This window comes from Paraburkholderia silvatlantica, from assembly GCF_003096715.1.
Lineage (GTDB): Bacteria > Pseudomonadota > Gammaproteobacteria > Burkholderiales > Burkholderiaceae > Paraburkholderia > Paraburkholderia silvatlantica.
This window is the reverse complement of the sequence record NZ_QEOL01000023.1, coordinates 133786-160146: the sequence shown is the minus strand read 5'-3', so window position 1 is coordinate 160146 and position 26361 is coordinate 133786. Positions and strand designations below refer to the sequence as shown.

24 protein-coding genes and 1 pseudogene are annotated in these 26361 nt (G+C 65.5%); 21 read left to right on the top strand and 4 right to left on the bottom strand.

All coding sequences use genetic code 11. The annotated features are described in order from the left end of the window. Positions 1 to 237, top strand: a pseudogene (locus C7411_RS27130) (branched-chain amino acid ABC transporter substrate-binding protein); the annotation flags it as partial. 43 nt (positions 238 to 280) lie between these two features. Here the strand turns inward: C7411_RS27130 and C7411_RS27125 are convergent. Next, positions 281 to 1189, bottom strand: a complete 909-nt coding sequence (locus C7411_RS27125; protein ID WP_110387110.1) for a LysR family transcriptional regulator — start codon at positions 1187 to 1189, stop codon at positions 281 to 283. A gap of 176 nt (positions 1190 to 1365) precedes the next feature. Between C7411_RS27125 and C7411_RS27120 the strand changes: the two genes are divergently transcribed. The 6 genes from C7411_RS27120 (at position 1366) to C7411_RS27095 (ending at position 7309) form a co-directional block, all read left to right on the top strand. Then, positions 1366 to 2148 (top strand): 5-oxoprolinase subunit PxpA, encoded by a 783-nt coding sequence (locus C7411_RS27120; RefSeq protein WP_110387092.1) that lies wholly within the window; start codon positions 1366 to 1368, stop codon positions 2146 to 2148. Positions 2149 to 2169: 21 nt separating this feature from the next. Further along, positions 2170 to 2412 (top strand): acetyl-CoA carboxylase, encoded by a 243-nt coding sequence (locus C7411_RS27115; protein WP_110387091.1) that lies wholly within the window; start codon positions 2170 to 2172, stop codon positions 2410 to 2412. 4 nt (positions 2413 to 2416) lie between these two features. Beyond that, a complete protein-coding gene (locus C7411_RS27110) occupies positions 2417 to 3883 on the top strand; it encodes an acetyl-CoA carboxylase biotin carboxylase subunit (RefSeq protein WP_110387090.1) in 1467 nt (488 codons plus the stop codon). Next, complete coding sequence (locus C7411_RS27105; RefSeq protein ID WP_110387089.1) at positions 3880 to 4755, top strand: 5-oxoprolinase subunit B family protein; 876 nt, start codon at positions 3880 to 3882, stop codon at positions 4753 to 4755. The genes C7411_RS27110 and C7411_RS27105 overlap by 4 nt, the downstream gene beginning before the upstream one ends. Next, entirely contained in the window at positions 4745 to 5740 is a 996-nt protein-coding gene (locus C7411_RS27100; protein ID WP_110387088.1) for a 5-oxoprolinase subunit C family protein, read from the top strand. The genes C7411_RS27105 and C7411_RS27100 overlap by 11 nt, the downstream gene beginning before the upstream one ends. 213 nt (positions 5741 to 5953) lie before the next feature. Then, entirely contained in the window at positions 5954 to 7309 is a 1356-nt protein-coding gene (locus tag C7411_RS27095; protein ID WP_110387087.1) for a purine-cytosine permease family protein, read from the top strand. Between the two features lie 100 nt (positions 7310 to 7409). Here the strand turns inward: C7411_RS27095 and C7411_RS27090 are convergent, their stop codons facing one another. Then, a complete protein-coding gene (locus C7411_RS27090; protein WP_110387109.1) occupies positions 7410 to 8321 on the bottom strand; it encodes a LysR substrate-binding domain-containing protein in 912 nt (303 codons plus the stop codon). Positions 8322 to 8462: 141 nt separating this feature from the next. On the opposite strand from C7411_RS27090, the gene C7411_RS27085 reads away from it, so the two are divergent. The 14 genes from C7411_RS27085 (at position 8463) to C7411_RS27020 (ending at position 22694) form a co-directional block, all read left to right on the top strand. After that, positions 8463 to 9785, top strand: a complete 1323-nt coding sequence (locus C7411_RS27085) for an NAD(P)/FAD-dependent oxidoreductase (protein ID WP_110387086.1) — start codon at positions 8463 to 8465, stop codon at positions 9783 to 9785. A 51-nt stretch (positions 9786 to 9836) separates the two neighbouring features. Continuing rightward, positions 9837 to 10562 carry an amino acid ABC transporter ATP-binding protein gene (locus C7411_RS27080; protein ID WP_110387085.1) on the top strand — a complete coding sequence of 242 codons (726 nt, stop codon included), beginning with the start codon at positions 9837 to 9839 and terminating at the stop codon, positions 10560 to 10562. Between the two features lie 55 nt (positions 10563 to 10617). Then, entirely contained in the window at positions 10618 to 11436 is an 819-nt protein-coding gene (locus C7411_RS27075; protein WP_110387084.1) for a substrate-binding periplasmic protein, read from the top strand. Between the two features lie 80 nt (positions 11437 to 11516). Next, entirely contained in the window at positions 11517 to 12320 is an 804-nt protein-coding gene (locus C7411_RS27070; RefSeq protein WP_110387083.1) for an amino acid ABC transporter permease, read from the top strand. 24 nt (positions 12321 to 12344) lie between these two features. Then, positions 12345 to 13682: an NAD(P)/FAD-dependent oxidoreductase gene (locus tag C7411_RS27065; RefSeq protein ID WP_110387082.1), complete on the top strand. Its 1338-nt coding sequence runs from the start codon at positions 12345 to 12347 to the stop codon at positions 13680 to 13682. A 69-nt stretch (positions 13683 to 13751) separates the two neighbouring features. Next, the gene (locus C7411_RS27060; RefSeq protein ID WP_165822900.1) at positions 13752 to 14762 is read left to right on the top strand and encodes a LacI family DNA-binding transcriptional regulator; all 1011 of its coding nucleotides are present in this window, start codon (positions 13752 to 13754) and stop codon (positions 14760 to 14762) included. A 214-nt stretch (positions 14763 to 14976) separates the two neighbouring features. Beyond that, the gene (locus tag C7411_RS27055) at positions 14977 to 15930 is read left to right on the top strand and encodes a substrate-binding domain-containing protein (RefSeq protein WP_110387080.1); all 954 of its coding nucleotides are present in this window, start codon (positions 14977 to 14979) and stop codon (positions 15928 to 15930) included. A gap of 43 nt (positions 15931 to 15973) precedes the next feature. Continuing rightward, on the top strand, positions 15974 to 16768 hold the full coding sequence (locus C7411_RS27050) for an ATP-binding cassette domain-containing protein (RefSeq protein WP_243413365.1): 795 nt from the start codon (positions 15974 to 15976) through the stop codon (positions 16766 to 16768). 2 nt (positions 16769 to 16770) lie between these two features. Then, the gene (locus C7411_RS27045) at positions 16771 to 17775 is read left to right on the top strand and encodes an ABC transporter permease (protein ID WP_110387079.1); all 1005 of its coding nucleotides are present in this window, start codon (positions 16771 to 16773) and stop codon (positions 17773 to 17775) included. 10 nt (positions 17776 to 17785) lie between these two features. Then, a complete protein-coding gene (locus tag C7411_RS27040; protein WP_110387078.1) occupies positions 17786 to 18883 on the top strand; it encodes a phosphotriesterase family protein in 1098 nt (365 codons plus the stop codon). Between the two features lie 96 nt (positions 18884 to 18979). Continuing rightward, positions 18980 to 19744: a glutamine amidotransferase gene (locus C7411_RS27035; RefSeq protein ID WP_110387077.1), complete on the top strand. Its 765-nt coding sequence runs from the start codon at positions 18980 to 18982 to the stop codon at positions 19742 to 19744. A gap of 27 nt (positions 19745 to 19771) precedes the next feature. Next, positions 19772 to 20899 (top strand): M20 family metallopeptidase, encoded by a 1128-nt coding sequence (locus C7411_RS27030; RefSeq protein WP_110387076.1) that lies wholly within the window; start codon positions 19772 to 19774, stop codon positions 20897 to 20899. Further along, a complete protein-coding gene (locus C7411_RS27025; RefSeq protein ID WP_110387075.1) occupies positions 20896 to 21846 on the top strand; it encodes a ribokinase in 951 nt (316 codons plus the stop codon). Before C7411_RS27030 ends, C7411_RS27025 begins: the two co-directional genes overlap by 4 nt. Continuing rightward, positions 21843 to 22694 carry a BtpA/SgcQ family protein gene (locus tag C7411_RS27020; protein ID WP_110387074.1) on the top strand — a complete coding sequence of 284 codons (852 nt, stop codon included), beginning with the start codon at positions 21843 to 21845 and terminating at the stop codon, positions 22692 to 22694. The genes C7411_RS27025 and C7411_RS27020 overlap by 4 nt, the downstream gene beginning before the upstream one ends. Positions 22695 to 22759: 65 nt before the next feature. Here the strand turns inward: C7411_RS27020 and C7411_RS27015 are convergent, their stop codons facing one another. Further along, the gene (locus C7411_RS27015) at positions 22760 to 23470 is read right to left on the bottom strand and encodes a YceH family protein (protein WP_110387107.1); all 711 of its coding nucleotides are present in this window, start codon (positions 23468 to 23470) and stop codon (positions 22760 to 22762) included. 95 nt (positions 23471 to 23565) lie between these two features. Continuing rightward, positions 23566 to 26361, bottom strand: a complete 2796-nt coding sequence (locus C7411_RS27010) for an Hsp70 family protein (protein ID WP_110387073.1) — start codon at positions 26359 to 26361, stop codon at positions 23566 to 23568.

Here is a 26361-nt window from a genome sequence, read left to right as displayed (position 1 = left end):
GTGCTCTCGTACGCGCCGTTCGGCTACGACGCGGCGTGGGCCGCCATCAAGGCGATGCAGGCCGCCAATTCGACGAAGCCCTCCGACTATCGCGCAAAGCTGCAAGCCAGCAGCTTTGACGGCATCACCGGCGATATCGGGTTCAACACGAATGGCTCGCTGAAGAACGGTTCCTCCACGGTCTATCAGGTGAAGAACGGCCAGTGGGTGACGGTCAAGACGGTCAGCGGTCTTTGATCGCTCACGCGGGCCAGCATGCGCTTTGGCCGCCCTGACCTCTTCAGCTGCTGGCTCGCGGCTCCATGAACGTACGCCGGAAATACTCGCGCACGGCGTGCATCGCGGGGCTCGGCTCCTTGTTCTTGCGCCACGCGAGACCTACGCTCATCGCGGGAACGGCGTCCAGCAGCGTGATCGTTTCGATGCGCCGGCCTTCGAGCGACCACGGCCGGTAGACCATGTCGGACAGAATGGCGACGCCCGAGCCGTTCGCGACCATGCTGCGCACCGCTTCCACAGACGAGGTGCGCAGAATCACGTTCGGCCGCCAGGGCGTCTCGTTCCAGTAGCGCATTGCCGTTTGCGCGGCTTCGTCTACGGTCAGCATGACGAAGGGCTCATGTGCGACCTCGGCAAAGGTCACGCTCTCGCGCTTGAGCAACGGGTGATGCGCGCCCACCCACAGCCGCCGCACGGAATGGATCACGGGCTCCAGCGCGAGTTCCGGGTTCGAGACGTTCGACGTGAGCAGAACGGCCATGTCGTACTGACCGGTGATCAATCCTTCCTCGATCGCGTCGCGGTTCAACTCGTGCAGTTGAATGGTGAGGCGCGGATACAGCGCATTGAGCCGCTGGATGTGATGCGGCAGGAAATAGCCCAGCACCGTGTAGCTCGCCGCAATGGCGAGCGTGCCGGTAAGCGTGCTTTCCAGGTTGGGAATGCGCATGGCCTCGTCCACCGAGGCGAGAATGGTGTAGGCGTGATTGAGGAAGCGCCGCCCCGTGTCGGTCAGCGTCACGCCTGAAGCAGTGCGCACGAAAAGCTGCGTGCCGAGGCTGTCTTCCAGTTCCTTGATGGCACTCGTCACCGCCGACTGCGATATGGTCAGATGAATGGCCGCTTGCGAGAGTTGCCCGAGCTCGGCCGTCGCGACGAAGTACTTGAGCTGCCTGAGGGTAAGCGCCATCTTCAACGGGAAGTGAATGCGTCAGCCTGAAGACTAGCCCGCCTTATCGAAAAAATCGATACGCAAGCATATAAAAATAAAACTTTTTTGGCCACCACCCTCCGTATAACCTCAGTTCGACAGTCGGCTGTGCGTGTTTCGAAACACCCGGCCGAGCGAACGAGGAGGGGAACCGTATGAAGAAGCAGTCCGTCGACCTGAACTCCGACATGGGGGAAGGCTTCGGCCCTTGGCGTATTGGCGATGGCGTGGACGAAGCCATCATGCCGCTCATCAGCTCGGCGAATATCGCCACCGGCTTTCATGCCGGCGATCCGAACATCATGGCGCGCACCGTTCAACTGGCGAGGGAATCCGGCGTCGGGATCGGTGCGCATCCCGGTTTTCGGGATCTGGTCGGCTTCGGCCGCCGCAATATCGCCGAAGCGCCTCAGGCGCTCGTCAACGACATCCTCTATCAACTCGGCGCGCTGCGCGAGTTCGCGCGGCTGCACGGTCTCAGGCTCCAGCACGTGAAGCCGCATGGCGCGCTTTATATGCACGCCGCGCGCGACGAGGCATTCTCGCGGCTCCTCGTCGAAACGCTGCAACAGATCGATCCGAATCTGCTGCTCTTTTGCATGGAGTCGTCGGCGACTTATCGTATTGCGCGTGAAATCGGCCAGCCGGTCGTGCGCGAGTTTTACGCCGACCGCGATTACGACCGCAGCGGTTCGATCGTCTTCACGCGCCGCGTTGGCCGCCTCGACGCCGGCCAGGTCGCGGGGAAGGTCCTGCGTGCGTGCATCGAAGGCAAGGTGCGCACGCTCGACGGCGACGACATCGACATCGACTTCGATTCCATCTGCATCCACAGCGACACGCCCGGCGCGCTGGAACTCGTGCAAACCACTCGCGAACACCTCGTTCGCGAAGGGATTCGAATCACCGGGCCGCTCGCGCCGACGACCAGGTTCTAAATCCATTCAAGGAGAGACATGATGGCATTGCACGATATCGTGAGCCCCCTGCCGGGCACGTTCTACCGGCGTCCCTCGCCCGAGGCGGAGTTTTACGTCGCCATCGACACCGCCGTTCAGGCCGGCGCGGTCATCGGCCTCGTCGAAGTGATGAAGCAGTTCACCGAAGTCGAGACCGAGGTGTCGGGCCGCGTGGCGGAGCTTCTCGTCGAGGACGGCGAGCCCGTGGATGCGGGACAGGTGCTGATGCGCATCGAGGAGTGAAGCGATGAACGTGGACAATTCGACGGCGGTGTTCTACCGCCCCTCGCGCATTCGCACCGTGCTGGTTGCCAATCGCGGCGAGATCGCGGTGCGCGTGATACGCGCGGCGCAGGAGCTTGGCATGCGCGCGGCAGTCGTGGTGAGCGACGCGGACCGCGACAGCCTCGCCGCGCGCATGGCCGATGAAGCCGTGCATATCGGCTCTTCGCATGCGGCCAAAAGCTATCTGAATCCCGCTGCGGTACTCGCCGCGGCCCGGCAATGCGGCGCGGACGCCATTCATCCGGGCTATGGCTTTCTCTCCGAGAACGCGGATTTCGCGGCGCAGGTGGAGGCGGCAGGCCTCATCTTCGTCGGTCCAGCTTCGCAGGTCATCGCGACGATGGGCGACAAGGCCCGCGCCCGCGAAACCGCGCAGCGCGCCGACGTGCCCACGGTGCCCGGCAGCGCAGGCATCGTGAACTCGCTCGAAGAAGCGCGCGAGGTTGCCGCGCGCATCGGCTACCCGATCATGATCAAGGCGGCGGCGGGCGGCGGCGGACGCGGCATCCGCGTGGCGCACGACGCGGCGCAGCTCGACGCCGAACTGCCGCTTGCCCAGCGCGAAGCCCAGGCCGCGTTCGGCGACGGCGGCGTCTATCTGGAGCGCTTCATCGCACGCGCCCGGCATATCGAGGTCCAGGTGCTGGGCGACGGCAATGACGCAATCCATCTGTTCGAGCGCGAGTGTTCGCTGCAACGGCGGCGCCAAAAGATTCTCGAAGAAGCCCCTTCGCCTTCGCTCACGCCCAGGCTGCGCGCGGAGCTTTGCGCATCGGCGGTGCGCCTCGCCAGACAGGTGGGCTATCGCAGCGCAGGGACGCTGGAATATCTCTTCGACGAAACGCGCGGCGAATTCTATTTCATCGAAATGAATACGCGCATCCAGGTCGAGCATCCGGTGACGGAGGCCATTACGGGCGTCGATCTCGTGCGCGAAATGCTGCGCATTGCCGATGGCGAGCCATTGCGCTTCAGGCAGAGCGACATCGTGCTGCGCGGCGCGGCGCTCGAATGCCGCATCAACGCCGAAGATCCGCTCCACGATTTCCGCCCGAATCCGGGGCGTGTGGAAGAACTGGTCTGGCCGACGGGCCCAGGCGTGCGAGTCGATTCGCTGCTCTACCCCGGCTATGTCGTGCCGCCCTTCTACGACTCGCTGCTCGCCAAGCTGATCGTGCACGACGAAAGTCGCGCGGCGGCCATCGAACGCCTCGCACGCGCGCTGCGCGAGTTGCAGATCGGCGGCCTGAAAACCACCGCCGTGCTGCACCGCGCGCTCATGGCCGACGACGACGTGCGCGCGGCCCGTTATCACACCAACTATCTGGAAACCTGGATGGCGGCGTGGCGCGCAGGCAGCGAGGCCACCTCGAACGCGGCGTGCGAGCACGCCGTGGCGGGATCGACGAGCGCAAGGGAGACGTCATGACCATACGCTACACATTTGGCGGCGACGAATTCGTGTTCGCCGAGATCAGCGAAGCGATGTCTCTCGACGCGTTTTTCAAGGGCACGGCAATCACGCGCGAACTCCAGCGCCGCAACGTGGCGGGCGTGACCGAGATCTGCCCCGCGAATGCCTCCTACCAGGTGCGCTATGACCCGGATGTGATCGCCCCCGATGCGCTCGTTGCGCTGCTGCGCGACATCGAGGCCGAAGTGGGCGAAGCGGCGCTCGACATCGACACGCGCATTGTCGAAGTCCCGGTGCTCTACAACGATCCCTGGACGCACGAGACGCTCATGCGCTTTCGCGAGCGTCACCAGGACCCGTCTTCGACGGACCTCGAATACGCGGCACGCATCAACGGCAAACGCGACGTCGACGAGTTCATCGCGGCGCATGCGGGATCGCCGTGGTTCGTTTCGATGGTCGGATTCGTAGCGGGGCTGCCGTTCATGTACCAGATGGTGGAGCGCGAGCGCCAGCTACAGGTGCCCAAATACCTGCGGCCGCGCACCGACACGCCGAAACTGACGGTCGGCCATGGCGGCTGCTTCGGCTGCATCTATTCGGTGCGCGGCGCGGGCGGATACCAGATGTTCGGCGTGACGCCCGCGCCGATCTTCGACCCCGCACAGCGGCTCGACTACCTGCGCGAGTTCATGGTGTTTTTCCGGCCCGGCGACATCGTGAAGTTCAAACCCATCGACCGCGCGGCTTACGACGAGGCCGCCGCCGCCGTCGAAGCAGGCACGTTTGCGCTGCGCGTGAAGCCCGTGAAATTCTCGCTCGCCGATTTCCTTCGCGATCCTGACGAATACAACCGTTCCCTCGTGGAGGTTCTGTATGCCAACTGATACGCCCAATGTGATCGAGGTGCTCAAGCCCGGACTGGCCACTTCGGTGCAGGACACGGGACGCCAGGGCTACTACCACGTCGGCATTCCGCCCTCCGGCTCGCTCGACCAGTACTCGTCCCGCGCGGCGAACCTCCTCGTGGGCAATGCCGAAGACGCGGCGGTGCTCGAACTGACGCTGCTCGGCCCCGATCTCCTGTTCCACTCGGACACACTCGTCGCGCTAACGGGCGCGCAGATGACCCCGAAGATCGACGGCGTGGCCTATACCGGCAATACCGCGCTGCGCATTCGCGCGGGAAGCAAGCTCACGTTCGACTACGTGAAACGTGGCGCACGCGCGTATCTGGCAGTCTCCGGCGGCATCGACGTGCCGTCCGTGCTCGGCAGCCGCTCGACCTACACGCTGGGCGCAATCGGCGGACTCGCGGGCCGCCGCCTGCAAAAAGGCGACCGCCTCACGACAGGCGCGAGCCGCCCGAACGCGGGTGAGGGGGCGGAACTGCCGTCCGCCTTGCGTGCGAAGCTCGACACCACGGTCGAACTGCGCGTGCTCACGGGGCTTTATCACTACCGCCTCACCGCCGAATCGGCGCAAACGTTCTTCGAAGACGAATGGACCGTCGCGCCTGAAGCGGACCGCATTGGCTATCGCTACAAGAACGGACGCCCGCTCCACTTCATGGAACGCGAGCAGCCGTTCGGCGCGGGGGCCGACCCGTCGAATATCGTCGACGCCTGTTATCCCATTGGCTCGATCCAGGTGCCGGCCGGGCTGGAGCCGATCATCCTGCATCGCGATGCGGTGTCGGGCGGCGGATACGCCACCATCGGCACGGTCATCAGCGCGGATATGGATCTGATCGGCCAGATGCAGCCCAACTACCGCGCGCGCTTCGTGAGCGTCACCATGAATCAGGCGCTGGCGGCCCGGGGCGAATATCAACATCGCCTCGCCCTGCTGCGTGAAGCGCTAGTGCGCTAGCCCTGCCGAGGCCAGGGAGCGGTTGGCAGCAGCGCCGCTCCCCTGCTTTTTCCTTTCGCAATCCGCGCTCCGTGCGGCCCCGGGCCACACGGCGGGAACGCTCGCGCTTTTTTCGCAGCATCGGCTGCCCGCCCGGCGTCAAGGCAGCCCCGCGGCCATCTCGCACCGCGGTTCGGACGCCGTTCGCAAAACTCAGACTCGAGGAGCAGGATCATGGCCAATCTGGCGCAGGAAAGCACGGAGGCGGACGTCGATCTTTCGACAGTCGCCATCCCCGACAGCGCAAGAATGCCCCCCTTTGCGCTGACGATGGCGTGGTGGGCGGTATGCAGCGCGGTGTTCTATATCGTGGTGGGCGCGACGCTCGCGCTGAACTATGGCGCGCGTAACGCCTTGATCGGCATGGCGCTATCGGTCGTCTCTTATGGCGCCGTGAACACGATCATCAGCCGCTATGCCATTCGTACGGGTTTGTCGGTCGCGCTCTTTTCAAGGGTGCTGTTCGGCAGCGCGGGCGCCGCGCTCGCGACGCTGATCTTCTTCGCGACCGCCATTTACTACGCGGTATTCGAAGGCTCGGTCATCGCCGTCGCGGTCAACCATCTTTTTCCCGCGCTCGCCTACAAATGGGCCGCGCTGATCGTGGTCTGCTACAGCGTGCCGCTCGTATTCGGCAGCGTGCAACACTGGCTCGACAAATTCAACGGCGTGCTGCTGCCGTTCTATCTGCTCGGACTGCTCGCGGCCGTGGGACTCGCGACCTGGGAATTCGGTTACAGCCCTGCGTGGCTGGACTTCGGCCCCAAAGGCGCGGCGCCGGCCGACGGCTGGTGGCACTGTTTCGTCTATTACATGGGCGTGTGGGTGCTCATGATGTTCACGTTCGACTACGCCCGCTTCGGGCGCAAGGAAGATGCGCAATATCACGGTCGCTGGAATTTCGGCATGCCGTTCTATCTTGTCACCTTTCTCGTCAACGGCGCGGCAGGCATTTATCTGGTCAGCACGATTCCGGGCCTTGGCACGCTTTCCGAAGTGTCGGTCGTGCTGGCCTTGCTCAAGCTGATGGGCATCTGGGGACTGTTGTTCGTGTGGGTCACCCAGTCGCGCATCAACACCGCGAACTACTATCTCGCCACCATCAACATGCAGGCGTTCTTCCAGAAAGTCGCGGGCCTGCGGGCGCCGAAGTTCCTCTGGGCGCTCGTGGTCGGCGTGGTGGTCTATGTGCTGATGATGGCCGATATTTTCTCGAAGATCCTTCTGGCGCTCGCCTGGCAGGGCATTTTCGTTGTCGCGTGGGTAGGTGTCGCGCTCGCGCATATTACGTCCGCGCGCTATGCCCGGCTCATCGGCGAGGACATCGAATGCAGGGATTCCCACGTACCGCAGTTCAATCCTGGGGGTTTGATTGCGTGGTTCGCGGGGGCGTTCGTGGGGTTCGCATTGAACACCTCGTCGGGTTTTCTCGCGTCGTTTTCCGCGCCGGCCACCCTCGCCGTTTCGTGGGTCGTGTATAGCGGGCTGCTGGCAACCGCGAAGCGCACGTGGTTCGTGCGCAATACCTGAGGCTTCCGGCTCAATCGAAGCGAAGGCAACGATCTCGGGGCCGCACCTGGAGCAGGTCGCCTCGCTCGTCTTGCCCGGTGAGGTTTCTCAGCTCCGTCAATCAGCTTGCCTTCACGCCGAGCGCGGCGATCTCGTGTGCCATCGTGTCCTCGACCAGTTGAAGAAACGTCTCGACAACGGGATTGGCTTGCCGGGACTGGGGATACAGAATAAAGCCACGGAAAAAAATCGCCGGCTCGAATGGCCGGAACACAATGCGCCGCGCGTCCGCTTCCAGCGCGGCCAACGGATTGACGATGCCTATGCCTAATCCGCGCGAGACCAGCGCGCAGATCGTTGCGCCGTACGGCGTTTCAATGGTCGGCACCTGGTCCACGCCGGCAGGCCGCAACGCACGGTCCAACGGCGTACGCGTATCGTCCGCGTAAGAGGGCAAGATCAGCCGCTCACCGCACAAATCGGCAGCCTGGATGCGCTTGCGCGCCGAGAGCGGATGGCGTGCCGGTAGCGCGCACAAACCCGGCAGCCTGTACAGCTCGGCGCTCGTCACGCCGAACGCATCGGGCGTTGTCGTCCCGAAGCCCACGTCGCAGTGACCCGACGACACCCAACGCTGGATCGTGCTCTCGCTGCGCATTTCGAGCGACACCGGCACGCGCGGATAAACATCGACGAAGCGTTCGATCACAGCGGGCAGAAATGACAGCGCGAGGACAGGCGCCGCGACAATCCGCAAACGCCCGCTACCAAGCTGTCGAATCTCGTTCGCTGAGTGCTCGAGCTTTTCGAGTCCGACGAAACTGCGGTCCACCTCGCGATAGAACGCACTGCCCGCATCCGTAGCGTGTATCCGGCCGCCATTGCGCACGAATAGCGTCAACCCCGTTGACGCTTCCAGTTCCGCGATCAGCCGGCTGACGCTGGGCTGCGAAGAGCTGAGCTCCTCCGCGGCGGCCGTCATCGATCCGCGCAGCATCACGAGCCGAAACGCTTCAATTTGCCTGAGATTCATGCGCTCTCCGATGCAATGCAACATGACCGATACGATAGCTTGCCATATCAGAAATGAATGGAAGACTTTTTTGGCGCTATTTGACCGCATGATTTCCCGCGGCCTAGACTGGCCTCACGTCGAGCTTACAGGTCCTGATTCATGCGCCCTGATGCCCTGCTGTTTCATCAAGCCTTCCGCTGCGTGCCGTACTGGTGGGACGCCGCACCGCCCGAGGCGTCGCATGCGCCATTGCCCGCGAGCGTAGATGTCGCGATTGTCGGCAGCGGTTATTGCGGGCTGTCGGCAGCGGCCGAAGCCGCGTGTCGTGGCGCAAGCGTCGCCGTCCTGGATGCGGCGGAGATTGGCGCGGGAGGCAGCACGCGCAGTGGCGGCATGGTGTCGAGCGGACAGAAGCTGGCGTTGACCAACGCCATTCGCGGCGTGCCCGCCGACCGCCTGAAGCGGCTGATGTGCGAGTCGGCGGCCAGCTTCGACTATCTCAAACGGCTCATCGCGGAAGAAGCGCTCGACGCCGATCTGACGATCACCGGTCGCTTTTTCGGCGCCTATACGCCTGCCCATTTCGACGTGCTACGTGATCAGGGACAGGTGCTGCGCGACAAGACGGGTGTGACGGTTCATGTGATTGAGCGGGACGCGCAACGCGCGATCATTGGCTCCGATTACTACTACGGCGGCATTCTCGTCGACGAATATGGTGGCTTGCACACCGCGAAATATCATCGTGCGCTGCGCGAGCTCGCACGCAGGCGCGGCGCAACCATGCACTCGCATGCGGCGGTGCAGCGCATCGAACGCGAGGGTCCGCAGTTTCGCCTGCACACGGCGCGCGGGACGCTCAATGCGCGTCGCGTGCTCGTCGCGACCAATGGCTATACCGGGCCGCTGCTGCCGTTCTTCTCGCGGCGGGTATTGCCGATCGCAAGCTACCAGATAGCCACCGAAGCCTTGCCTGATGGCCTGATGGACGCGCTCAATCCAGGCCGCCGCATGATTAGCGATTCGAAGCGCAACCTGTTCTATACACGCCCATCGCCAGACGGCACGCGGATGATCTTTGGCTCACGGCCTGCGATACGCGAACTGAGCGAACGCGAAGCCGCGCGAAGGCTTTACTCGAAGCTGGTTCAGCTCTGGCCGGCATTGCGCGACGTTCGCATCACGCATGCCTGGAAAGGCTATGTCGCGATGACAAGAGACAAGCTCGCACACATCGGCACTCACGAGGGTGTCCACTACGCGCTCGGCTGCAATGGTAACGGCGTCGCACTGATGAGCTACCTTGGACATCGAATCGCAAAGCACATGCTCGGCGTCGAATGCGATATGGGTGCTTTCGGCGAAGGCACGTTTGCGCTGAGCCGCGCAGGCATGGTGCGCCGAATCGCCGTGCCGCTCGGCACCGCACTCTACAAGGCCGACGACCTCGTGCGTGGGCGTACGCGCAGCGCGCTGTCTTAGGCGCTCGCGGTATATCGTTGCGTTAGCAACTTTGCATCGAGAGGGATGCCAATGATCGAAATGCACAAGGTTTCGAAGTGGTACGGCAAAAGCCGTGTGTTGTCCGACTGCTCGATGAGCATCGCGAGCGGCGAGGTCGTGGTGATCTGCGGACCATCGGGTTCCGGCAAGTCCACACTGGTTAAATCCGTCAACGGGCTCGAACCCGTGCAAAGCGGACAGATCGTCGTGAACGGCGTGGACGTCACCGCCGGATCCGCCAGCCTCACCCGGCTGCGCGCGAAAGTCGGCATGGTGTTCCAGCACTTCGAGCTGTTTCCGCATCTCACTGTGCGGCGCAACCTGATGCTCGCGCAAATGAACGTGCTCGGCCGCGGCCGCGACGAAGCCGCCGACAGATCCCGCGCACTGCTGCGGCGAGTCGGGCTCGGCGAGCACGAGGACAAGTATCCGGCGCAGCTCTCGGGTGGACAGCAACAGCGCGTTGCGATTGCGCGCGCCCTCTCGATGGATCCGGTAGCGATGCTGTTCGACGAACCGACATCGGCGCTCGACCCCGAAATGGTCAGCGAGGTGCTCGATGTAATGAGCACGCTCGCGCGGGAGGGCATGACAATGATGTGTGTCACCCACGAAATGGGCTTTGCCAGGCGTGTGGCCGACCGCATCGTGTTCATGGACCGCGGCGAGATCGTCGAGGACGGCGCCCGCGACGCATTTTTTGAAAGACCGCGCTCGGAGCGCGCCAGGGAATTCCTGTCGCGCATTCTCCACTAACCCGCGCTATCTCTGCAAGTTTCGTTGACCGCCGTTTCCACATGGGGAGTTTCAGATGCGATTCCTTCAGTTTGCACGCAACCTCGCCATTGCAACGTCGCTCTGCGTCGTCGCGGCAACGGCCGCCCGCGCCGAAGACGTCGGCACGCTAACGCAGGGCAAGATCGTCGCGGGCGTCGACGCTAACAATAAACCGTATTCATACATCGACAACGGCAAGATGACGGGCTTCGACGTCGAACTGATCCGCGCGATCGCTGCGAAGCTCGGGCTGTCCGCCGACTTTCGTGCACAGGATTTCGCGGGCCTGCTGCCGAGCGTCGCAAACCGGCAGATCGATCTCGCGGCAGGCTCCATCTCGATCACAAACGAGCGTCTCAAGATGGTCGACTTCTCCGAGGGCTATTTGACGGGCCTGCTCAGTGTCGCCACGCTGCCCGGCGGCACGATCACCAGCGACGTCACGTCCGTGAAGGACAAGCGCATTGGCGTTGTCCAGGGCACGATCGAAGACACCTACTCGGCCAGCTATCTCCCCGGCGCGCAAATTGTGCGCTTTCCCAATCTGAACGCGGGCTTTCTCGCGCTACGCAACAAATATATCGACGGCTACTTTGTCGACAAGACGCTCGTCGAAGGTCTGCAAGGCAAATATCCACAAGCCAATATTGCCGACAAGCTCGACATTTCGGCCGTCAATCTGCCCGCGGGATTTCCCGTGCGCAAGGGCAACACGAAACTGGAGGCCGCGCTCAACAAGACGCTCGGCGAACTCGTCGCGGACGGTACGTGGATGAAGCTGTACCTGGAGTTCCATCCGGGTTACCCGAAGCCGACCCAATTGCCCCCGTACGCGATGAAGTCCGGCACATAAGGCTCGATTTGCACAACGGGCGCACGTTTGCGCCGAGTGCGGCCGCCTTTCCTCCCCGGACACTGTTGAGGCAGACTCAAATGGATGCGTTCTTGCAGAACTTCTTCGACTGGCCGCTTCTTCTGGACTCGCTGCCCGCACTGCTGGGCACGGGCCTCGTGAATACGCTGATACTGTCGTTGTTCTCAACGGCGCTCGGCATTGTCGCGGGCATGGCGCTTGCGCTGCTGGCCGTATCCAGCACGCGTTGGCTGACGTGGCCCGCACAGGTCTTTATCGACGTGTTTCGCGGCCTGCCCGCCGCACTCGTGATTCTCGTGGTGGGCCAGGGGCTCGCGCCGGTTGGTCTTTCGCTGTTCGGGCCGAATCCGTATCCGCTCGCGATCGTCGCGCTCGCGCTGATCTCGTCGGCCTATATTGCGGAGATTTTCCGCTCCGGCATCCAGAGCGTCGGACGCGGGCAGATGAACGCGTGCCAGGCGTTAGGCATGACGTACTGGAGCGGCATGCGCCACGTGATCGTACCGCAAGGCGTACGGCGCATTCTGCCTGCGCTCGCGAACCAGTTCATCGCCATCGTCAAGGACTCCAGCCTGGTTTATTTCCTTGGATTACTAACGTCGCAGCGCGATCTGTTCACGATCGGCCAGAACGCCGCTGTCAACACCGCCAACCTCTCGCCGCTGGTCGCGGCCGGCATCGTGTATCTGCTGATCACCGTGCCGCTCACGCACGCAATCAATCATATCGACCGCTGGACCAATCGCTTCAGCAATCCCGGCGCCCGCCGCGACAAGGCGTCGACACGCACGCTGCGCGCCACTCGCCGTGAGGAGGCCTTGCAGCCGCAAACGCACGCGTCAGCCGCCGAGCAGCGCTCCTGAAACCTCACACAGACCAATCAAAACATGGGACCGAAAGTCGACATCGTAGCCGACGACATCAAGCTGCCGGAGCGCGCCGACGTCGTCGTGGTAGGCGGCGGCATCATTGGCGTGTCCACCGCGCTTGCGTTGAGTGAAAAAGGGCTCAGCGTGGCGCTGTGCGAGAAAGGCCATATCGCCGGCGAGCAGTCCAGCCGCAACTGGGGCTGGGTGCGCGTGACGCGGCGCGATCCCCGCGAACTCCTGCTGAGCATTGAAAGCCTCAAGGTATGGCGTACGCTCGACAAGAAGCTCGGCATCGAAACGGGATTCAACCAGTGCGGCATTCTTTACGTATCGAACGACGACGCGACACTCGAACGTCATCGCGACTGGCTACGACGCGCGCGAGACATTGCCGGTGATGCATTCGATACACGCGAAATGGATTCACGCGAGATCTCCGCGTTGTTGCCTGGTGCGACGCGCACCTATAAAGGCGGCATTTTCACGCCAGGCGACGCGCGCGCGGAACCGCAAAAGGCCGCGCCCGCAATCGCGAACGCGCTGCGCGAGCGCGGCGTCAGCATACTGACGCCGTGCGCGGTACGCGGCGTCGAAACGAGCGGTGGCCGCGTGAGCGCTGTCGTCACGGAGCACGGTACGATTCGCTGCGATGCAGCCGTGATCGCGGGCGGCGCGTGGACGCGCTATTTCTGCGGCAATCTCGGCGTCGATCTGCCCCAACTGCTGACGCGCGCATCGGTGTTGCGTACCGAACCGATTGAAGGCGGCCCGACGTGCAGTGCCAACAACGAGGAGTTCGCCTTTCGCAAACGTCTGGACGGCGGCTATACCGTCGCCTACGGGCTGCGCACGCATGCCGACCTCACGCCCGATTCGTTCCGCTTGTTCTTTAAATACATCGAAGCACTGAAGAGCCAGCTGGGTGCGTTGCAGATCAGCGTTGGCAGGCGGTTTTTCGACGAGCTGAAACGGCCGCGCCGCTGGCCGCTGGATCGGCCGACCGTGTTCGAATCCGTGCGTACGCTTGACCCCGACCCCATCGTTCCTTATGTCGACAAGGGCCTGCAGGAATTCGTCGCAGCCTTTCCGCGGTTGTCGGCCGCGCGCATCGCGCAGCGCTGGGCTGGCTATATCGACGTTACGCCGGATGCCATCCCGATCATCTCGAACGTTGCGCGGGTGCCGGGACTGTTTATCGGCACGGGCTTCTCCGGCCATGGCTTCGGCATCGGACCTGGCGCGGGCAAGCTGATGGCCGATATCGTCCATAACGACGAGCCGCTGGTCGATACCCATGTGTTTCGCCTGAGCCGCTTTAGCGACGGCTCGAAGATCACGATCGATGCAGGGTTTTGACGCGTTCATGGTCCGATGCCGCGCTTGCGCCGCGCGCTACACTGGAGTTTTTCGCTCCGGGATCAAGCAGTGCCCAAAGTCTCCACGATCCGCGACGTCGCCGAATACGCAAAGGTGTCGAAAGCCACCGTGTCCCGCTATCTGAACGGCAGCCTCGCGCTTCCGCCCGAAACCTCCGAACGGATCGACGCGGCAATCGCCGCCCTCAACTACCGGCAGAACAGCCTCGCACGGCGCTTGAGCCTCGGCAGCAGCGAAACCATCGGACTCGCTATGCCCGACGTCGCCAACCCGTTTTTTGCCGAAATCGCGGACGAAGTCGAGCTGGCCGCTTCCGAGCACGGTTACGGGCTGTCGCTTTGCATTACGCGAAACCAGTTCGATCGCGAGTCGCTGTATATCGGCTGGCTCGACACCCAGCATCTCGATGGCTTGATCCTCGTCTCCAACCGTCCCGACGACGGTTCGCTGCGCAACCTGATCGGCACGCGCGGCAACATCGTGCTCATCGACGAGGACATCCCCGGCGCCGATGTGCCCAAGGTCTTCGTCGACAACGTGCAGGGCGGCTATCTCGCGACCCGGCATCTGCTCGCCGCCGGTCACCGGCGCATCGCCCACGTCAGCGGGCCGCGCGGGCTCTTCACCGTGCAGGAGCGCTGCGAGGGCTACCGTCGCGCGCTGGCGGAGGCCGGCATTGCGTTCGACGAATCGCTCGTGCGCTTCGGCTCCTACGAACGGCACTTCGGCGCGACGGCGCTTACCGGATTGCTCGAGCTGCCCTCGCCGCCCACTGCGGTCTTCGCAGCAAGCGACTACCTGGCCGTCGGCATGCTCGAACTCCTGCGCGATCGCGCAATCAACGTCCCCGCCGACATGTCCATCGTCGGCTTCGACGACATGGAGTTCGCGAGTCTGCTGATGCCCCCCATCTCGACGCTGCGCCAGTCCGCACGCGAACTCGGGCGCAAGGGCGTCGACCTGCTGCTCGCACGCCTCACTGGCGACGTGCCCGCTGTCGTCGAGCGCCTGCCGGTGCGCTTGATCGAACGCGCGTCCGTGGCGCCGCCCCCCAGGTAAACCCTTATCGCGAATTTATTTTGATGCCGTTGACAGTGCTCATCCAATGGCGGTACTTTTATGTAAACCGGTTTACAAGCGAGTGGATTCGCAGGCATTTGCAATGCGTCAGGCGCGACGGTCCGTTGCGTCTCCTGAAGTGTCACCAACAGAAGCCGGGATAGCCGCGTGGGCGGCCGCCCCGTGCCTTCGTCCTTTCTTGAAGGGGAAGTTGATGAACGCAGCCAAGCTGTTCCGCCGGACCCTCCCTGCCGTCGCGCTCGCCGCTGCCGTCTCGCTGCTGGGCATGACGCTCGCGCACGCGGCCGGGAAGAAAAAGATCGCTCTCGTCCAGATCAATCAGGAAGCCCTGTTCTTCACACAGATGGACGACGGCGCACAAAAAGCGGCGAAGGCAGCCGGCGTCGATCTCGCGATCTTCAATTCGAACAACGACCCGAACGCGCAGAACAACGCGATCGAAACCTATATCCAGCAGAAGGTGGACGCGATTCTCGTCGCCGCGATCGACGTGAACGGCATCAAGCCCGCGATCACCGAGGCGAAGAAGGCAGGCATACCGGTGGTTGCGATCGACGCCGTCGTCAATGGCGACAACGACGTGCAGGTGGGCGTCGACAACCACAAGGTCGGCGTCGACATCGGCACCTATACCGGCAACTACATCGCGAAGTCGATGGGCGGCAAGGCACAGGTAGGTGTGGTGGGCGCGCTCAATTCGTACATCCAGAACGTGCGTCTCGACGGCTTCAAGTCCGGCCTCGCCGCCACCCCGGGCGCGAAGATCGGCTCGACGGTCGATGGCCAGAACGTACAGGACCAGGCGCAGACGGCTGCCGAGAACCTGATCTCCGGCAACCCGGACATGTCGGTCGTCTACGCCACGGGCGAGCCCGCGCTGATCGGGCTCGTTGCAGCAGCGTCGGCGCAAGGCGTGACCAATCGCGTGAAAATCGTCGGCTGGGACCTGAGCGCGCAGGCCATCAAGGGCATCGACCAGGGTTATGTTCTCGCCGTCGTGCAGCAGGACCCCGAAGGCGAAGGCAAGGCAGCGGTGGCCGCGGCGTTGAAGCTCATCGCGAAGCAGCCGGTGGAGAAGAACATCTCCGTGCCGGTGACGATCGTCACGAAGGCCAACGTCGACAAGTACCGCAGCGTGTTCAAGTAACCGCAGCCCGCCCCGCGCGGGGCGCGGAAATGGAGGAATCCAGATGAACAGTGCAGCCACGGCGGCGCCGCTGCGCGTACGCATGCGCGACATCGCCAAGCAGTACGGAGCGATCCAGTCGCTGCGCGGCGTCAATCTCGAAGTCGCTCCCGGCGAGGTGCTGGGCCTGGTGGGCGACAACGGCGCGGGCAAGTCCACGCTCTCGAAGGTGCTCTCGGGCGCCGTGGTTCCCGACAGCGGAACGATCGAGATCGACGGCGCGGCCGTCCATTTCGAGGATCCGGGCGACGCGCGCGCCCATCGCATCGAGATGGTCTATCAGGACCTCTCGCTGTGCGACACCGTCGACGTCGCCGGCAACCTGTTTCTCGGCCGCGAGCCCATGCGCCGTATCTGCGGCGTCCCCATGCTCGATCACGCGAAGATGCATCACGATGCGCGCGAGATGCTCGACGGCCTCGGCATCCGCATTCCCGACACGCGGCTCGACGTGGAGAATCTCTCGGGCGGTCAGCGCCAGGCCATTGCGATCTCGCGCGCCGTCTCGTTCGACCCGAAAGTGCTCATCATGGACGAGCCGACGGCTGCGCTCGCCGTGGCCGAAGTGGAGGCCGTGCTCGAACTCGTGCGCACGGTCAGCGCGCGCGGCGTCAGCGTGATCCTGATCAGCCACCGGCTGCAGGACCTGTTTCTCGTATGCGACCGCATCACGGTCATGTACGAGGGCCGCACCGTCGCGGACCGGCCGATCGCCGAGACGAACCTGCAGGAAATCGTCGACCTGATCGTCGGCCACAAGTTCAACGCGCGCTCCGCGCGCCCACTCGCGGGGAACTGATCATGGGTATCACCGTGTCCCAAACCACTCCCGCACCGGGCGCACCGCGCCTGTCGCACCGGCTCGGCCGTCATGCGGGCGTTGCCAGCATCGCGGGCTTCTTCCTCATCTGCGTGATCGCGTTCGCCTTCGCCACCGACACGTTCCTTACGTCCGGCAACCTGCTGAACGTGTTGCGTCAGAGCGCGCCGCTCCTGATCGTCGCGACCACGATGACGCTCGTCATCACGACGGCCGGCATCGACCTTTCGGTCGGCTCGACGCTCGCATTCGTCGGCGCGCTCGCGGCGGTCGCGCTGCATGCGGGCGTGCCCGACACCCTCGTGGTGATCGGCGGCCTCGCGCTTGGCGGCCTGATCGGCCTCGTCAACGGCTACTTCATCGCCATTGCCGGCATGCCCGCGTTCATCGTGACGCTCGGCACGCTGTCGATCGTGCGCGGCGCGGCGCTCCTTATCACGCAGGGCTACTCGGTGCCCGTGGACAGCAACGGCTGGTTCGTCGATCTCGGCCGCGAGTGGTTCCTCGGCCTGCCGCTGCCAGCCGTCATCGCCGTCGCGGTCATGGCGGCCGGCTGGGTCGTGCTGCGCCATACGCGCTTCGGACGCTATATCGTCGGGATCGGCACCAATGCGGAAGGGGTGCGACGCGCGGGCGTAGACGTGCGGCGCGTGATCGTCAAGGTGTACATACTGAGCGGCGCCGCCGCGGGGCTCGCGGGCCTCATCACGACGGCGCGCCTTGGCAGCGGCTCGTCGAACCAGGGCGTCGGCTTCGAACTGGCGGTGATCGCCGCCGTCGTCCTCGGCAGCACCAACCTGTTCGGCGGCCGCGGCACGATCCTCGGCACCCTGCTCGGCGCGCTGACCATCGCCGTGCTCGGCAACGGGCTGATTCTCATCCACGTCTCGCCGTTCTACACGCAGATCATCCAGGGGGCGATCATGCTGTTCGCAATCTGGATGAACACGCGGATCTTCTCGCCGCAACGCCGGCGCAAGGGCTGAGGGCCGAGCGATGACGCGATCGAAACCTGCGTTCGGCCACGCCTTGCCCCTGCCCGTCGGAGTCGACAGCGGCCATGTGATGACGGTGCTCGGGCCGCTTCCCGTCGAGGCGATGGGGATCACCCTGATGCACGAGCACATCCTGATCGACGCCTCCGGCAAATGGGTCGCACCGGCCTGCTGCAGCCAGCGGCACGTCGGCGAGCAGAAAGTGCACATCGGCATTCTCGGCGCGTTGCGCATGAACCCGCTGATGAACCGCGACAACTGCCAGCTCTTCGATGCCGATCTCGCGGTCGAGGAACTGATGAAGTTTCGAGAACTGGGCGGCCAGACGGTGGTCGATCCGACCAATCTCGGCATTGGCCGCGACCCGCTCGCGCTGCAGCGCATTGCGCGGCGCACGGGCCTGAACATCGTGATGTCGACTGGCTTCTATCTGGAGCCTTCGCACCCCGCTTACGTGCGCGAGCGCTCCGTCGGCGAACTGGCGGAGCAGCTGGTCTACGAGGTCGGCGGAGCCGACCGCAAGCCCGAGGTGGTTGCGGGACTGATCGGCGAGATCGGCGTTTCGGCCGCATTCACGCCCGAGGAGGAGAAGTCGCTGCGCGCGGCGGCACGCGCCAGCGCGGCAACGCGGGTGCCGCTGTCGGTGCATCTGCCGGGCTGGGTGCGGCACGGTCATCGCGTGCTCGACATCGTCGAGCAGGAAGGCGCCGACCTCGCGCACACGGTGCTGTGCCACATGAACCCGAGCCATGCCGACGTCGAATATCAGCACGCGCTCGCGCGCCGCGGCGCATGGCTCGAGTACGACATGATCGGCATGGACTACTACTACGCGGACGAGGACGCGCAGTCGCCTTCCGACGAAGAGAACGCCCGGGCGATCCGCGCGCTCATCGACGCCGGCTTCATCGGACGCCTGCTGCTTTCCCAGGACGTGTTTCTCAAGATGATGCTCACGCGCTACGGGGGCCACGGCTATGGCTACATCCTCGAGCACTTCGTTCCGCGCTTGCGGCGCCACGGCGTGACGGACGCGCAGATCGAGACGCTGCTCGTGACGAATCCCGTCCGGGTGTTCTCGCGCGCTCACACAGGCTGACGCGGCGCGTGCCCGGCACGCGCCATCCATCGAGATGCAAACACGCAGGTGCCCGGCGGCAACCGCGCTGCGGGCCTGCGCCCCAAGGAGATGCGAATGAAGAAGTCCGTTCTGCTCGCCGGCGAGTCCTGGACCAGCACGGCCACCCACGTCAAGGGTTTCGACCTGTTCGCTTCGGTGACCTATCACACCGGCTCGCAGCAGTTCATGGCGCTGTTCGAGGATTCCGCCTATGCGCTCACGCACATGCCGAGCCACGACGCGCAGACCCGGTTCCCGTCCACGCTCGAAGGCTTGCAGGCCTACGATGCGATCATTCTGTCCGACATCGGTGCGAACACGCTGCTGCTGCATCCCGACACCTGGGCGCAAAGCCGGCGCACGCCCAACCGCCTGAAGCTGCTGCGCGACTATGTCGAAGCCGGCGGCGGATTGATGATGATCGGCGGCTATCTGAGCTTCCAGGGCATCAACGGCAGCGCGCGCTTTCGCAATACGCCAGTCGAGGCGGTGCTGCCCGTGCGGTGCCTGCCTTGGGACGACCGCGTCGAAGTGCCCGAGGGCTTTACGCCGGAAATTGTCGCGCACCACCCGGTCGTCGCCGGGCTCGGCGCCAGTTGGCCCCATCTGCTCGGCTACAACGAAGTCGAACTCAAATCCGATGCGACGATCATCGCATCTGTGCCGGAAACCGGTCATCCGCTGCTCGCCGCGGGCCAGTACGGCGCGGGACGCACACTTGCATGGACGAGCGACATGTCCGTGCACTGGCTGCCGCCCGAGTTTTCCGCCTGGGAGGGCTATGGCCGCCTGTGGCGCAACTGTCTCGACTGGCTCACGCACGACACAGCGGCGCGGTGAGCCGTACGAGGCAAGCGAGATCCGCTCATGACCCACGTTGATCCCATTGCGCTCGCGCGCAAGCTCGTTGCGTTTGCAACCGTCAACCCGCCGGGCGACGAGCAATCCTGCGCACGCTACGTCGCCGGCGTGCTCGATGAACTCGGCTTCGACACGACACTGCACGCATTTGGCGAGCGCCGCTTCAATCTGGTGGCGACGCTCGCGGGCGCGGGCGGCGGCGCGCCGCTCGGCTTCACCGGGCACCTCGACGTCGTGCCGCTCGGCACGGCGGCATGGGAACACGATCCGTTCGCGGGCGAGATCCACGACGGGCGCCTATACGGGCGCGGCACGTCCGACATGAAGGCGGGCATCGCGGCGTTCATTGCCGCGTGCGCGGCAGCGCCCGACGCGCTCAGGCGCGGCAGCGGCGTGCATCTGATCCTGACTGGCGGCGAGGAAACCGGCTGTGACGGCGCAAAAGCGCTCCTTGCCGCGCAGCCCAAACTCCTGCAGCCGCTTGGCGCATTGATCGTCGGCGAGCCGACCGCCAACCGCGTCCTGCTCGGTCACAAGGGCGCGCTGTGGCTGAGGGGCATGGCACATGGCGTTACCGCCCACGGCGCGATGCCGGACAAGGGTGTCAACGCGATCCGCGTCGCCACCCATGCGCTCGCGAAGCTCTGGGATTTCAGCGCCGGCTCCGCGCACGAGGTGATGGGAGCGCCCACGCTCAATGTAGGCACGATACACGGCGGGCTCAACGTGAATTCCGTTCCCGACCGCACCGAGTTCACGATCGACATGCGGACCGTGCCCGGTATCGAGCACGCCTGCGTGACGCAACGGCTGCACCAGTGCCTCGCGCCGGTCGAACTCTCCCCGATCGTCGACCTGCCGCCGGTCTACTCGGAGCCGTTCGACAACTGGATCGCCCACGTGCTCGAACTCGCGCGCCCGTTCGACGAGCTACCGGCTGGTCCGCGTACGGCCCGGTATTTCACCGACGCGGCCGTGCTGAAACCCGCCACCGGCTGGCCGCCGACGATCCTGCTCGGCCCCGGCGAGCCCGAACTTGCGCACAAGACCGACGAGTACTGCCGCGTGGATCGCATTCACGCCGCAGTCGAACTGTACCGGGCCATTCTCCACGACTGGGTAACGCGCTCATGACTGACGACGCCTCGGCGCGCGGCGGCGCGCAGGTCTGCGTGGTCGGCAACGCTGCGATCGACATGACGTTGCGCGTCGCCGCGCTTCCGCAGCCCGGCGAGACGTCACGCGCGCTCGAAACCGCCTGCGATTTCGGCGGCAAGGGGGCGAACCAGGCCGTAATCGCGGCGCGCGCCGGTGCGGCCGTCACGCTGCTTGCCGCGCTCGGGCGCGACGCGGACGGCGAGCGGATCGTCGCCATGCTCCAGCGCGAGGGCGTGGACACGCGACACGTCGTGCAGCTTGACTGTGCAACCGATCTCTCGATCGTCACGATCGATGCGGCTGGCGAAAACACCATCGTGACCCGCAGCGAAGCCGCCGACCGTTACGCACCCGACGCCGCCGCGCTCGATGCCGCGAGCCGCGCGGGCGACTGGGTCGCACTGCAGGGCAATCTCTCGCAAACCGTCACGGCTGCACTGCTGCGCCATGCCCGGCAGACTGGCCGCAAGACTTTCCTGAACCCCGGCCCAGTGCACTTTGACTGCCGCGCGTTGCTGCCTGATGTCGATGTGCTCGTCGTCAATCGCGTGGAGGCCGCCGCGCTTTCGGGACAGGAAGACCCGCATCGCGCGGCGCACGCGCTGCGACACGCCGGAGCGGCCGACGTTCTCGTCACGCTCGGCGCTGGCGGCGTCGTCTGGTGCGGTGGCGAGCGCGCCAGCGTCGATCTGCCTGCCGTTGCGGTGACGGCGGTCGACACGGTTGGCGCCGGCGACGCGCTTTGCGGCACGCTCGTCGCGGCACTGGCTCACGGCCTCACCATCGGCGACGCCTTGCCCGACGCGATGGCGGTCGCCGCCTGGGTGGTAAGCCGTCGCGGCACGCAGGCCAGCTTTCCCGAACATGCACGCATGCGCGAGCTGGCCGCCTTTCTCCGAACAGATCACAAGGTATCCGAATGAATACACAGAACGTGGTTGGACGCGGGAGCACCGATTGCCTCGAACAAATCTTTGGGCGGGCGCGCGGCGTGGTCATCGGCGTCATTCATTGCCCCGCGTTTCCAGGCGCACCGCGCTATGACGGCCGCACGAGCGATGCGCTCTACGAAACCGCGCTCGCGGACGCGCGCGCCTACGCGCAAGGCGGCGTCGACGGGCTGATCGTCGAGAACCACGGCGACGTGCCGTTCTCGAAACCCGGCGACATCGGCCACGAAACGTCCGCGTTCATGGCCGTGACGGCCGACCGCATCGCCCGCGAGACCGGGCTGCCGATCGGCATCAACGTGCTCGCGAATGCGTCGATACCGGCGCTGGCCATTGCCGCGGCGAGCAACGCCGCGTTCGTGCGCGTCAATCAGTGGGCCAACGCGTACATTGCCAACGAAGGTTTCATTGAAGGCGAAGCGGCGCGCGCGCTGCGCTACCGCGCGCAGCTCCGCGTGGACGGCATACGCGTGTTTGCCGATGCGCACGTCAAGCACGGCGCCCACGCGATCGTGGCGGACCGCGCGCTGGAAGAACTCGTGCGCGACGTCGAGTTCTTCGACGCCGACGCGATCATCGCCACTGGCCAGCGGACCGGCGACGCCGCCAGCGTCGACTACCTGCGGCAGATCCGCGCGGCGACGCATCTGCCGCTGCTGGTCGGCAGCGGGTGCACGCAACACAACGTCGCGGAAATCCTGTCTGTGGTCGATGCGGTGATCGTCGCGAGCTCGTTGAAAGTGGGCGGCGTATGGTGGAACCCCGTCGACGAAGCCAAAGTGCGCGAGTTCATGCGGGCGGCGCGCGGCGGCACGCCATGAGTCGCAGGCGGAGGATGCGGCGGCGTCCATGGCGCGACAGCGGGGTGACAGCGCAGTGACGGCGCTCAGTCGAGCGACATGCCCAGTTCGGCGGCCATGCGCGCGACGAGCGTTTGCAGACGCGCGACTTCTTCGGTGAGCCGTTGCTGCCCGGCGCGCACCGCCTCGAAGTCCGCGAGCGAAACGCTTTCGCCGGCATCCTCGCGAGCCCCGGGCGCGATGGTCCCCGCGGCGACGAAACTCGCCGTATTCACTTCGCCGCACAGCAGATGCATCCAGCGGCTTTCGCGCTCGCCCGGCGCACGCGGCAGCTTCACGACGAGCGGCGGCTCGCGTTCGGCCAGCTCTTCGAGGAAGCCTTCGACCGACGACACATCGGCGAACCCGTGCAGGCGCGACGAGTTCAGGCGCAATTCTGCCGCCGTCTGCGCGCCGCGCAGCAGCAGCACGGTCAGCAGCGCCACGGCCTGGCTCGGCACGCCGAGCACGCGGTTCAGGTTGTGCTCGAAGCGCGGCACGCGGCTGCTGCTGCCTTCGAACACGAGGCTCAGCAGCTTGAGGTCTTCGATGGCGGCCAGGACTTCCGCTTCGCTCACGTTCATGACCGGGGTGCGCGCGGTCTTCTGGTTGCAGCCGAGCGTAAGCGCGTTGAGCGAGAGCGGATAGGTGTCGGGCACCGTGTGCTGCTTTTCGACCAGCACGCCGACGATACGCGCCTCGATCGGCGAAAGCGCGCGCAAGGCACGCGGCGAGGAAGCATCGGCAGGAGAATTCATGGGCAGATCAGTCCGCTGTGGTTCGGTTGGAATCAGGCGTTCGATCATACGCGCGCCGGGCTTCCTGCAGAAGCCGGGTGCGGGTCGGACGGGAATCAGCCCGCGATCAGCTTCAACCCCGCAGGCAGCGCCTCGCCGAATACCCGGCCCGTGTCCGCCGTATCGAGCGCAACGACTTCGCGCACCATCGTCACCCACGCAGGCGGCGCGTTGGCCGACTCCATGCGGCGCACCACGGTCTCGCGCAACTCGGAGGGCAGGTCGCGCGAACGGTCTCCCGTCATGCGCGCGATTTGCGCGGCTGCGAACATCGCCGGTTCGATCTTCTTCCAGTCGAGTGCGAGAATCGCGTCGAGCCAAAGCGCGGCGGTTTGCGGCGGCACCACGCCGTGCGCGCTGCCGTAGAACGGCTGGCGCGCGCCGATGCGGCCCACGGCCCACCACGTCTGATGATTCTCGGAAGGCTTCTGGAGCCGTTGCAACAGCCGCTCGCCGATCTCGATCTTGCGCTCGGCAGCAATCTGTTCGAGCGACGCATAGAGCCGGATCATGTCCGGCACGCCCAGCTTCGCGGGGTCGAAGGGCAGCTTGTGGCGCTTCGAGCCGGCCGCCTCTTCGAGGTACGTCATCGCCTCGAGCACCTCGTGCTGCTGCGCCTCGTTCAGGCCGCCCGCCGCGCGGCGCCAGAGCGTCCACCACTCCGACCACACCTGGCCTTCGCCCACGAACTGGATACCGTCGTCGAAGAGCGTCCAGAGCTGCTCGACGCGCCATTCGTCCAGCGGATAGCCGAAGCCCGGACGCAGGCAGAAGCCGGCGAGGTTCAGCCACAGGCGTTCGTGATCGGCGGAGCGCCGGCGCTTGCCCGCGCGCTCCCAGAGCGCGCCGAACAACTCGCGCAGGAGCGGGCCGTCCCAGCTCTGGCGCGGCCCGAGCCGCTCTTCGAGATGCGCGCGCAAGCGCTTCACTGCCTTCGCGTCGACCTTGGCGGAGCGCGCGCCGAACACACGCCCGATCGCCTCGATGGCTTCGTCGAGGCCCGCGTGGCGCGACCCGCCGTTCGCCACACCTGCCCCAACCTCGTGCTCCGCGCGGCGCAGCGCGAATTCGAGCAGCCAGCGCTGCGAGGCGTCGTCGGTGGCGATGCAGTGCATCTCCAGCGTGCCGACTTCCGTGAGTGCGGTCGTGAGCTTGACGGGGCGCTCGCGCGCTGTCTTTGCATCGCCCCCTGCGGGCACCACGGTCGCGAGCGGCGGCAGGCGCACGAAGTCACCCGCCGCGAGGTCGGCCAGTTCGCCCGGTTGCCACGCGGTGTCGGCCACCGTCGATGCAAGATGGAACTGCACCGGCTGGCCCAGCTGCAATGCGAACGTGCGGTCGTCCAGATGCAGTTCGTGGCCTTCCTCCGTGCCGCGCGGCAGGACGCACACGCCACGCGGTGCGGCATCGGCTCCCGCGCCTTCATCGAGCACGAGAAAGTAGCTGCGCGGCGAGCCGCCGCCAATACGCGGCGCGTTGCCCGAGCGCGCAAGCGCGTAGGCGACCGCGCCGCGCGCGACGGCCACGTCGGGCTGATCGTTCTGCAGCACGTTGAGCGGCTCGCCGCTCCACGTGCCGAGCGTATCGGCCAGACGCTGCGCGAGCGAGCGAGCGCGGAACACGCCGCCGTTGAGCAGCAGCGCGTCGGGCATGGGCAGCGCGGTTTGCGCTTCGCCGGCAGCGCCGGAAGCACCCAGCGCCTCGCGCGACTGCGCGGCGAAGCGCTGCAGGAACGCCGCGATATGGCGCGTGATGGCCGGATCGGCGGCATAGGGCAAGCCGAATTCGACGATCGCCGCGCGCGAGCGGCGCGGCAGATCGCTGGCAGTGCCCATGGGGAAGAAGCCGTCCACCACGATCTGCGCGACTTCCTCGCGGCCGAGCTGCGTGGTGCGCGCGCCGCCCACGAGACGCGCGCCCGCGCCGAGCAGCGTGATCGGCACGGACTCGGGCGCGCTCGCGTCGAGCAGTTGCTCCTTCGCGACGCGGCAGCGCTCGACAAGCTGCGAAAGGCTCGCCGCGCTCAAGCGCGTTTGCGCGTTCGCGAGCCGGCTTTCGGCCAGATGGGCGAGCGCGAGATCCATGTTGTCGCCGCCGAGCATCAGATGATTGCCCACGCCAATGCGCGTGAGCCGCGGCTCGCCGCCCTCGAACTGCACCTTGATGAGCGTGAGATCGGTCGTGCCGCCGCCCACGTCGCACACGAGCACGAGGCGCGACGCGCCTAGCTGCGCATCGAGTGTCGCGCGATGGTGATACAGCCAGTCATAGAACGCGGCCTGCGGTTCTTCGAGCAGGCGCAGCGCGGGCAGCGACGCCTGCCGCGCCGCTTCGAGCGTGAGTGCGCGCGCGCCGTCGTCGAACGAGGCGGGCACGGTGAGCACCACGTCCTGATCTTCGAGCGGCGCGTGCGGGAAACGATGGTTCCATGCGGCGCGCACGTGCGCGAGATAACTCGCGCTCGCGGTCACCGGCGAAACCTTGGCGACGTCGTCGGGCGCGCCCCACGGCAGGATCGGCGCGAGGCGGTCCACCGCGGCGTGCGAGAGCCAGCTTTTCGCGCTCGCGACGAGGCGACCAGGCACCTGCGCGCCGAGCGTGCGCGCGAGACGGCCGATGACGGCGTCGTCGCCCGGTGCAGGCGCGCGCCACGGCAAGCGCAGATCGCCCGCCGCAAGCTCGCCTGCCGCCGGGTGATAACGCGCGGAAGGCAGCATCTTCTCCGCGCCCACTTCCCCGAGGCCGGTGAGCTGCTCGACGTCGAACACGCGAATGGCATCACCGCCTGCCTCCACGTACGCCACGACGGTATTGCTCGTCCCGAGGTCGATGCCGACGACGTATGGCTTCAT

Excerpts from the sequence above, each read along its gene's own strand:
- C7411_RS27035 (WP_110387077.1), top strand. The coding sequence starts at position 18,980 with ATGAAGAAGTCCGTTCTGCTCGCCGGCGAGTCCTGGACCAGCACGGCC.
- C7411_RS27095 (WP_110387087.1), top strand. The coding sequence starts at position 5,954 with ATGGCCAATCTGGCGCAGGAAAGCACGGAGGCGGACGTCGATCTTTCG.
- C7411_RS27065 (WP_110387082.1), top strand. The coding sequence starts at position 12,345 with ATGGGACCGAAAGTCGACATCGTAGCCGACGACATCAAGCTGCCGGAG.
- C7411_RS27030 (WP_110387076.1), top strand. The coding sequence starts at position 19,772 with ATGACCCACGTTGATCCCATTGCGCTCGCGCGCAAGCTCGTTGCGTTT.
- C7411_RS27110 (WP_110387090.1), top strand. The coding sequence starts at position 2,417 with ATGAACGTGGACAATTCGACGGCGGTGTTCTACCGCCCCTCGCGCATT.
- C7411_RS27055 (WP_110387080.1), top strand. The coding sequence starts at position 14,977 with ATGAACGCAGCCAAGCTGTTCCGCCGGACCCTCCCTGCCGTCGCGCTC.
- C7411_RS27125 (WP_110387110.1), bottom strand. The coding sequence starts at position 1,189 with ATGGCGCTTACCCTCAGGCAGCTCAAGTACTTCGTCGCGACGGCCGAG.
- C7411_RS27085 (WP_110387086.1), top strand. The coding sequence starts at position 8,463 with ATGCGCCCTGATGCCCTGCTGTTTCATCAAGCCTTCCGCTGCGTGCCG.
- C7411_RS27100 (WP_110387088.1), top strand. The coding sequence starts at position 4,745 with ATGCCAACTGATACGCCCAATGTGATCGAGGTGCTCAAGCCCGGACTG.
- C7411_RS27025 (WP_110387075.1), top strand. The coding sequence starts at position 20,896 with ATGACTGACGACGCCTCGGCGCGCGGCGGCGCGCAGGTCTGCGTGGTC.
- C7411_RS27010 (WP_110387073.1), bottom strand. The coding sequence starts at position 26,361 with ATGAAGCCATACGTCGTCGGCATCGACCTCGGGACGAGCAATACCGTC.
- C7411_RS27120 (WP_110387092.1), top strand. The coding sequence starts at position 1,366 with ATGAAGAAGCAGTCCGTCGACCTGAACTCCGACATGGGGGAAGGCTTC.
- C7411_RS27075 (WP_110387084.1), top strand. The coding sequence starts at position 10,618 with ATGCGATTCCTTCAGTTTGCACGCAACCTCGCCATTGCAACGTCGCTC.
- C7411_RS27070 (WP_110387083.1), top strand. The coding sequence starts at position 11,517 with ATGGATGCGTTCTTGCAGAACTTCTTCGACTGGCCGCTTCTTCTGGAC.
- C7411_RS27105 (WP_110387089.1), top strand. The coding sequence starts at position 3,880 with ATGACCATACGCTACACATTTGGCGGCGACGAATTCGTGTTCGCCGAG.
- C7411_RS27050 (WP_243413365.1), top strand. The coding sequence starts at position 15,974 with ATGAACAGTGCAGCCACGGCGGCGCCGCTGCGCGTACGCATGCGCGAC.
- C7411_RS27090 (WP_110387109.1), bottom strand. The coding sequence starts at position 8,321 with ATGAATCTCAGGCAAATTGAAGCGTTTCGGCTCGTGATGCTGCGCGGA.
- C7411_RS27115 (WP_110387091.1), top strand. The coding sequence starts at position 2,170 with ATGGCATTGCACGATATCGTGAGCCCCCTGCCGGGCACGTTCTACCGG.
- C7411_RS27040 (WP_110387078.1), top strand. The coding sequence starts at position 17,786 with ATGACGCGATCGAAACCTGCGTTCGGCCACGCCTTGCCCCTGCCCGTC.
- C7411_RS27020 (WP_110387074.1), top strand. The coding sequence starts at position 21,843 with ATGAATACACAGAACGTGGTTGGACGCGGGAGCACCGATTGCCTCGAA.
- C7411_RS27045 (WP_110387079.1), top strand. The coding sequence starts at position 16,771 with ATGGGTATCACCGTGTCCCAAACCACTCCCGCACCGGGCGCACCGCGC.
- C7411_RS27080 (WP_110387085.1), top strand. The coding sequence starts at position 9,837 with ATGATCGAAATGCACAAGGTTTCGAAGTGGTACGGCAAAAGCCGTGTG.
- C7411_RS27015 (WP_110387107.1), bottom strand. The coding sequence starts at position 23,470 with ATGAATTCTCCTGCCGATGCTTCCTCGCCGCGTGCCTTGCGCGCGCTT.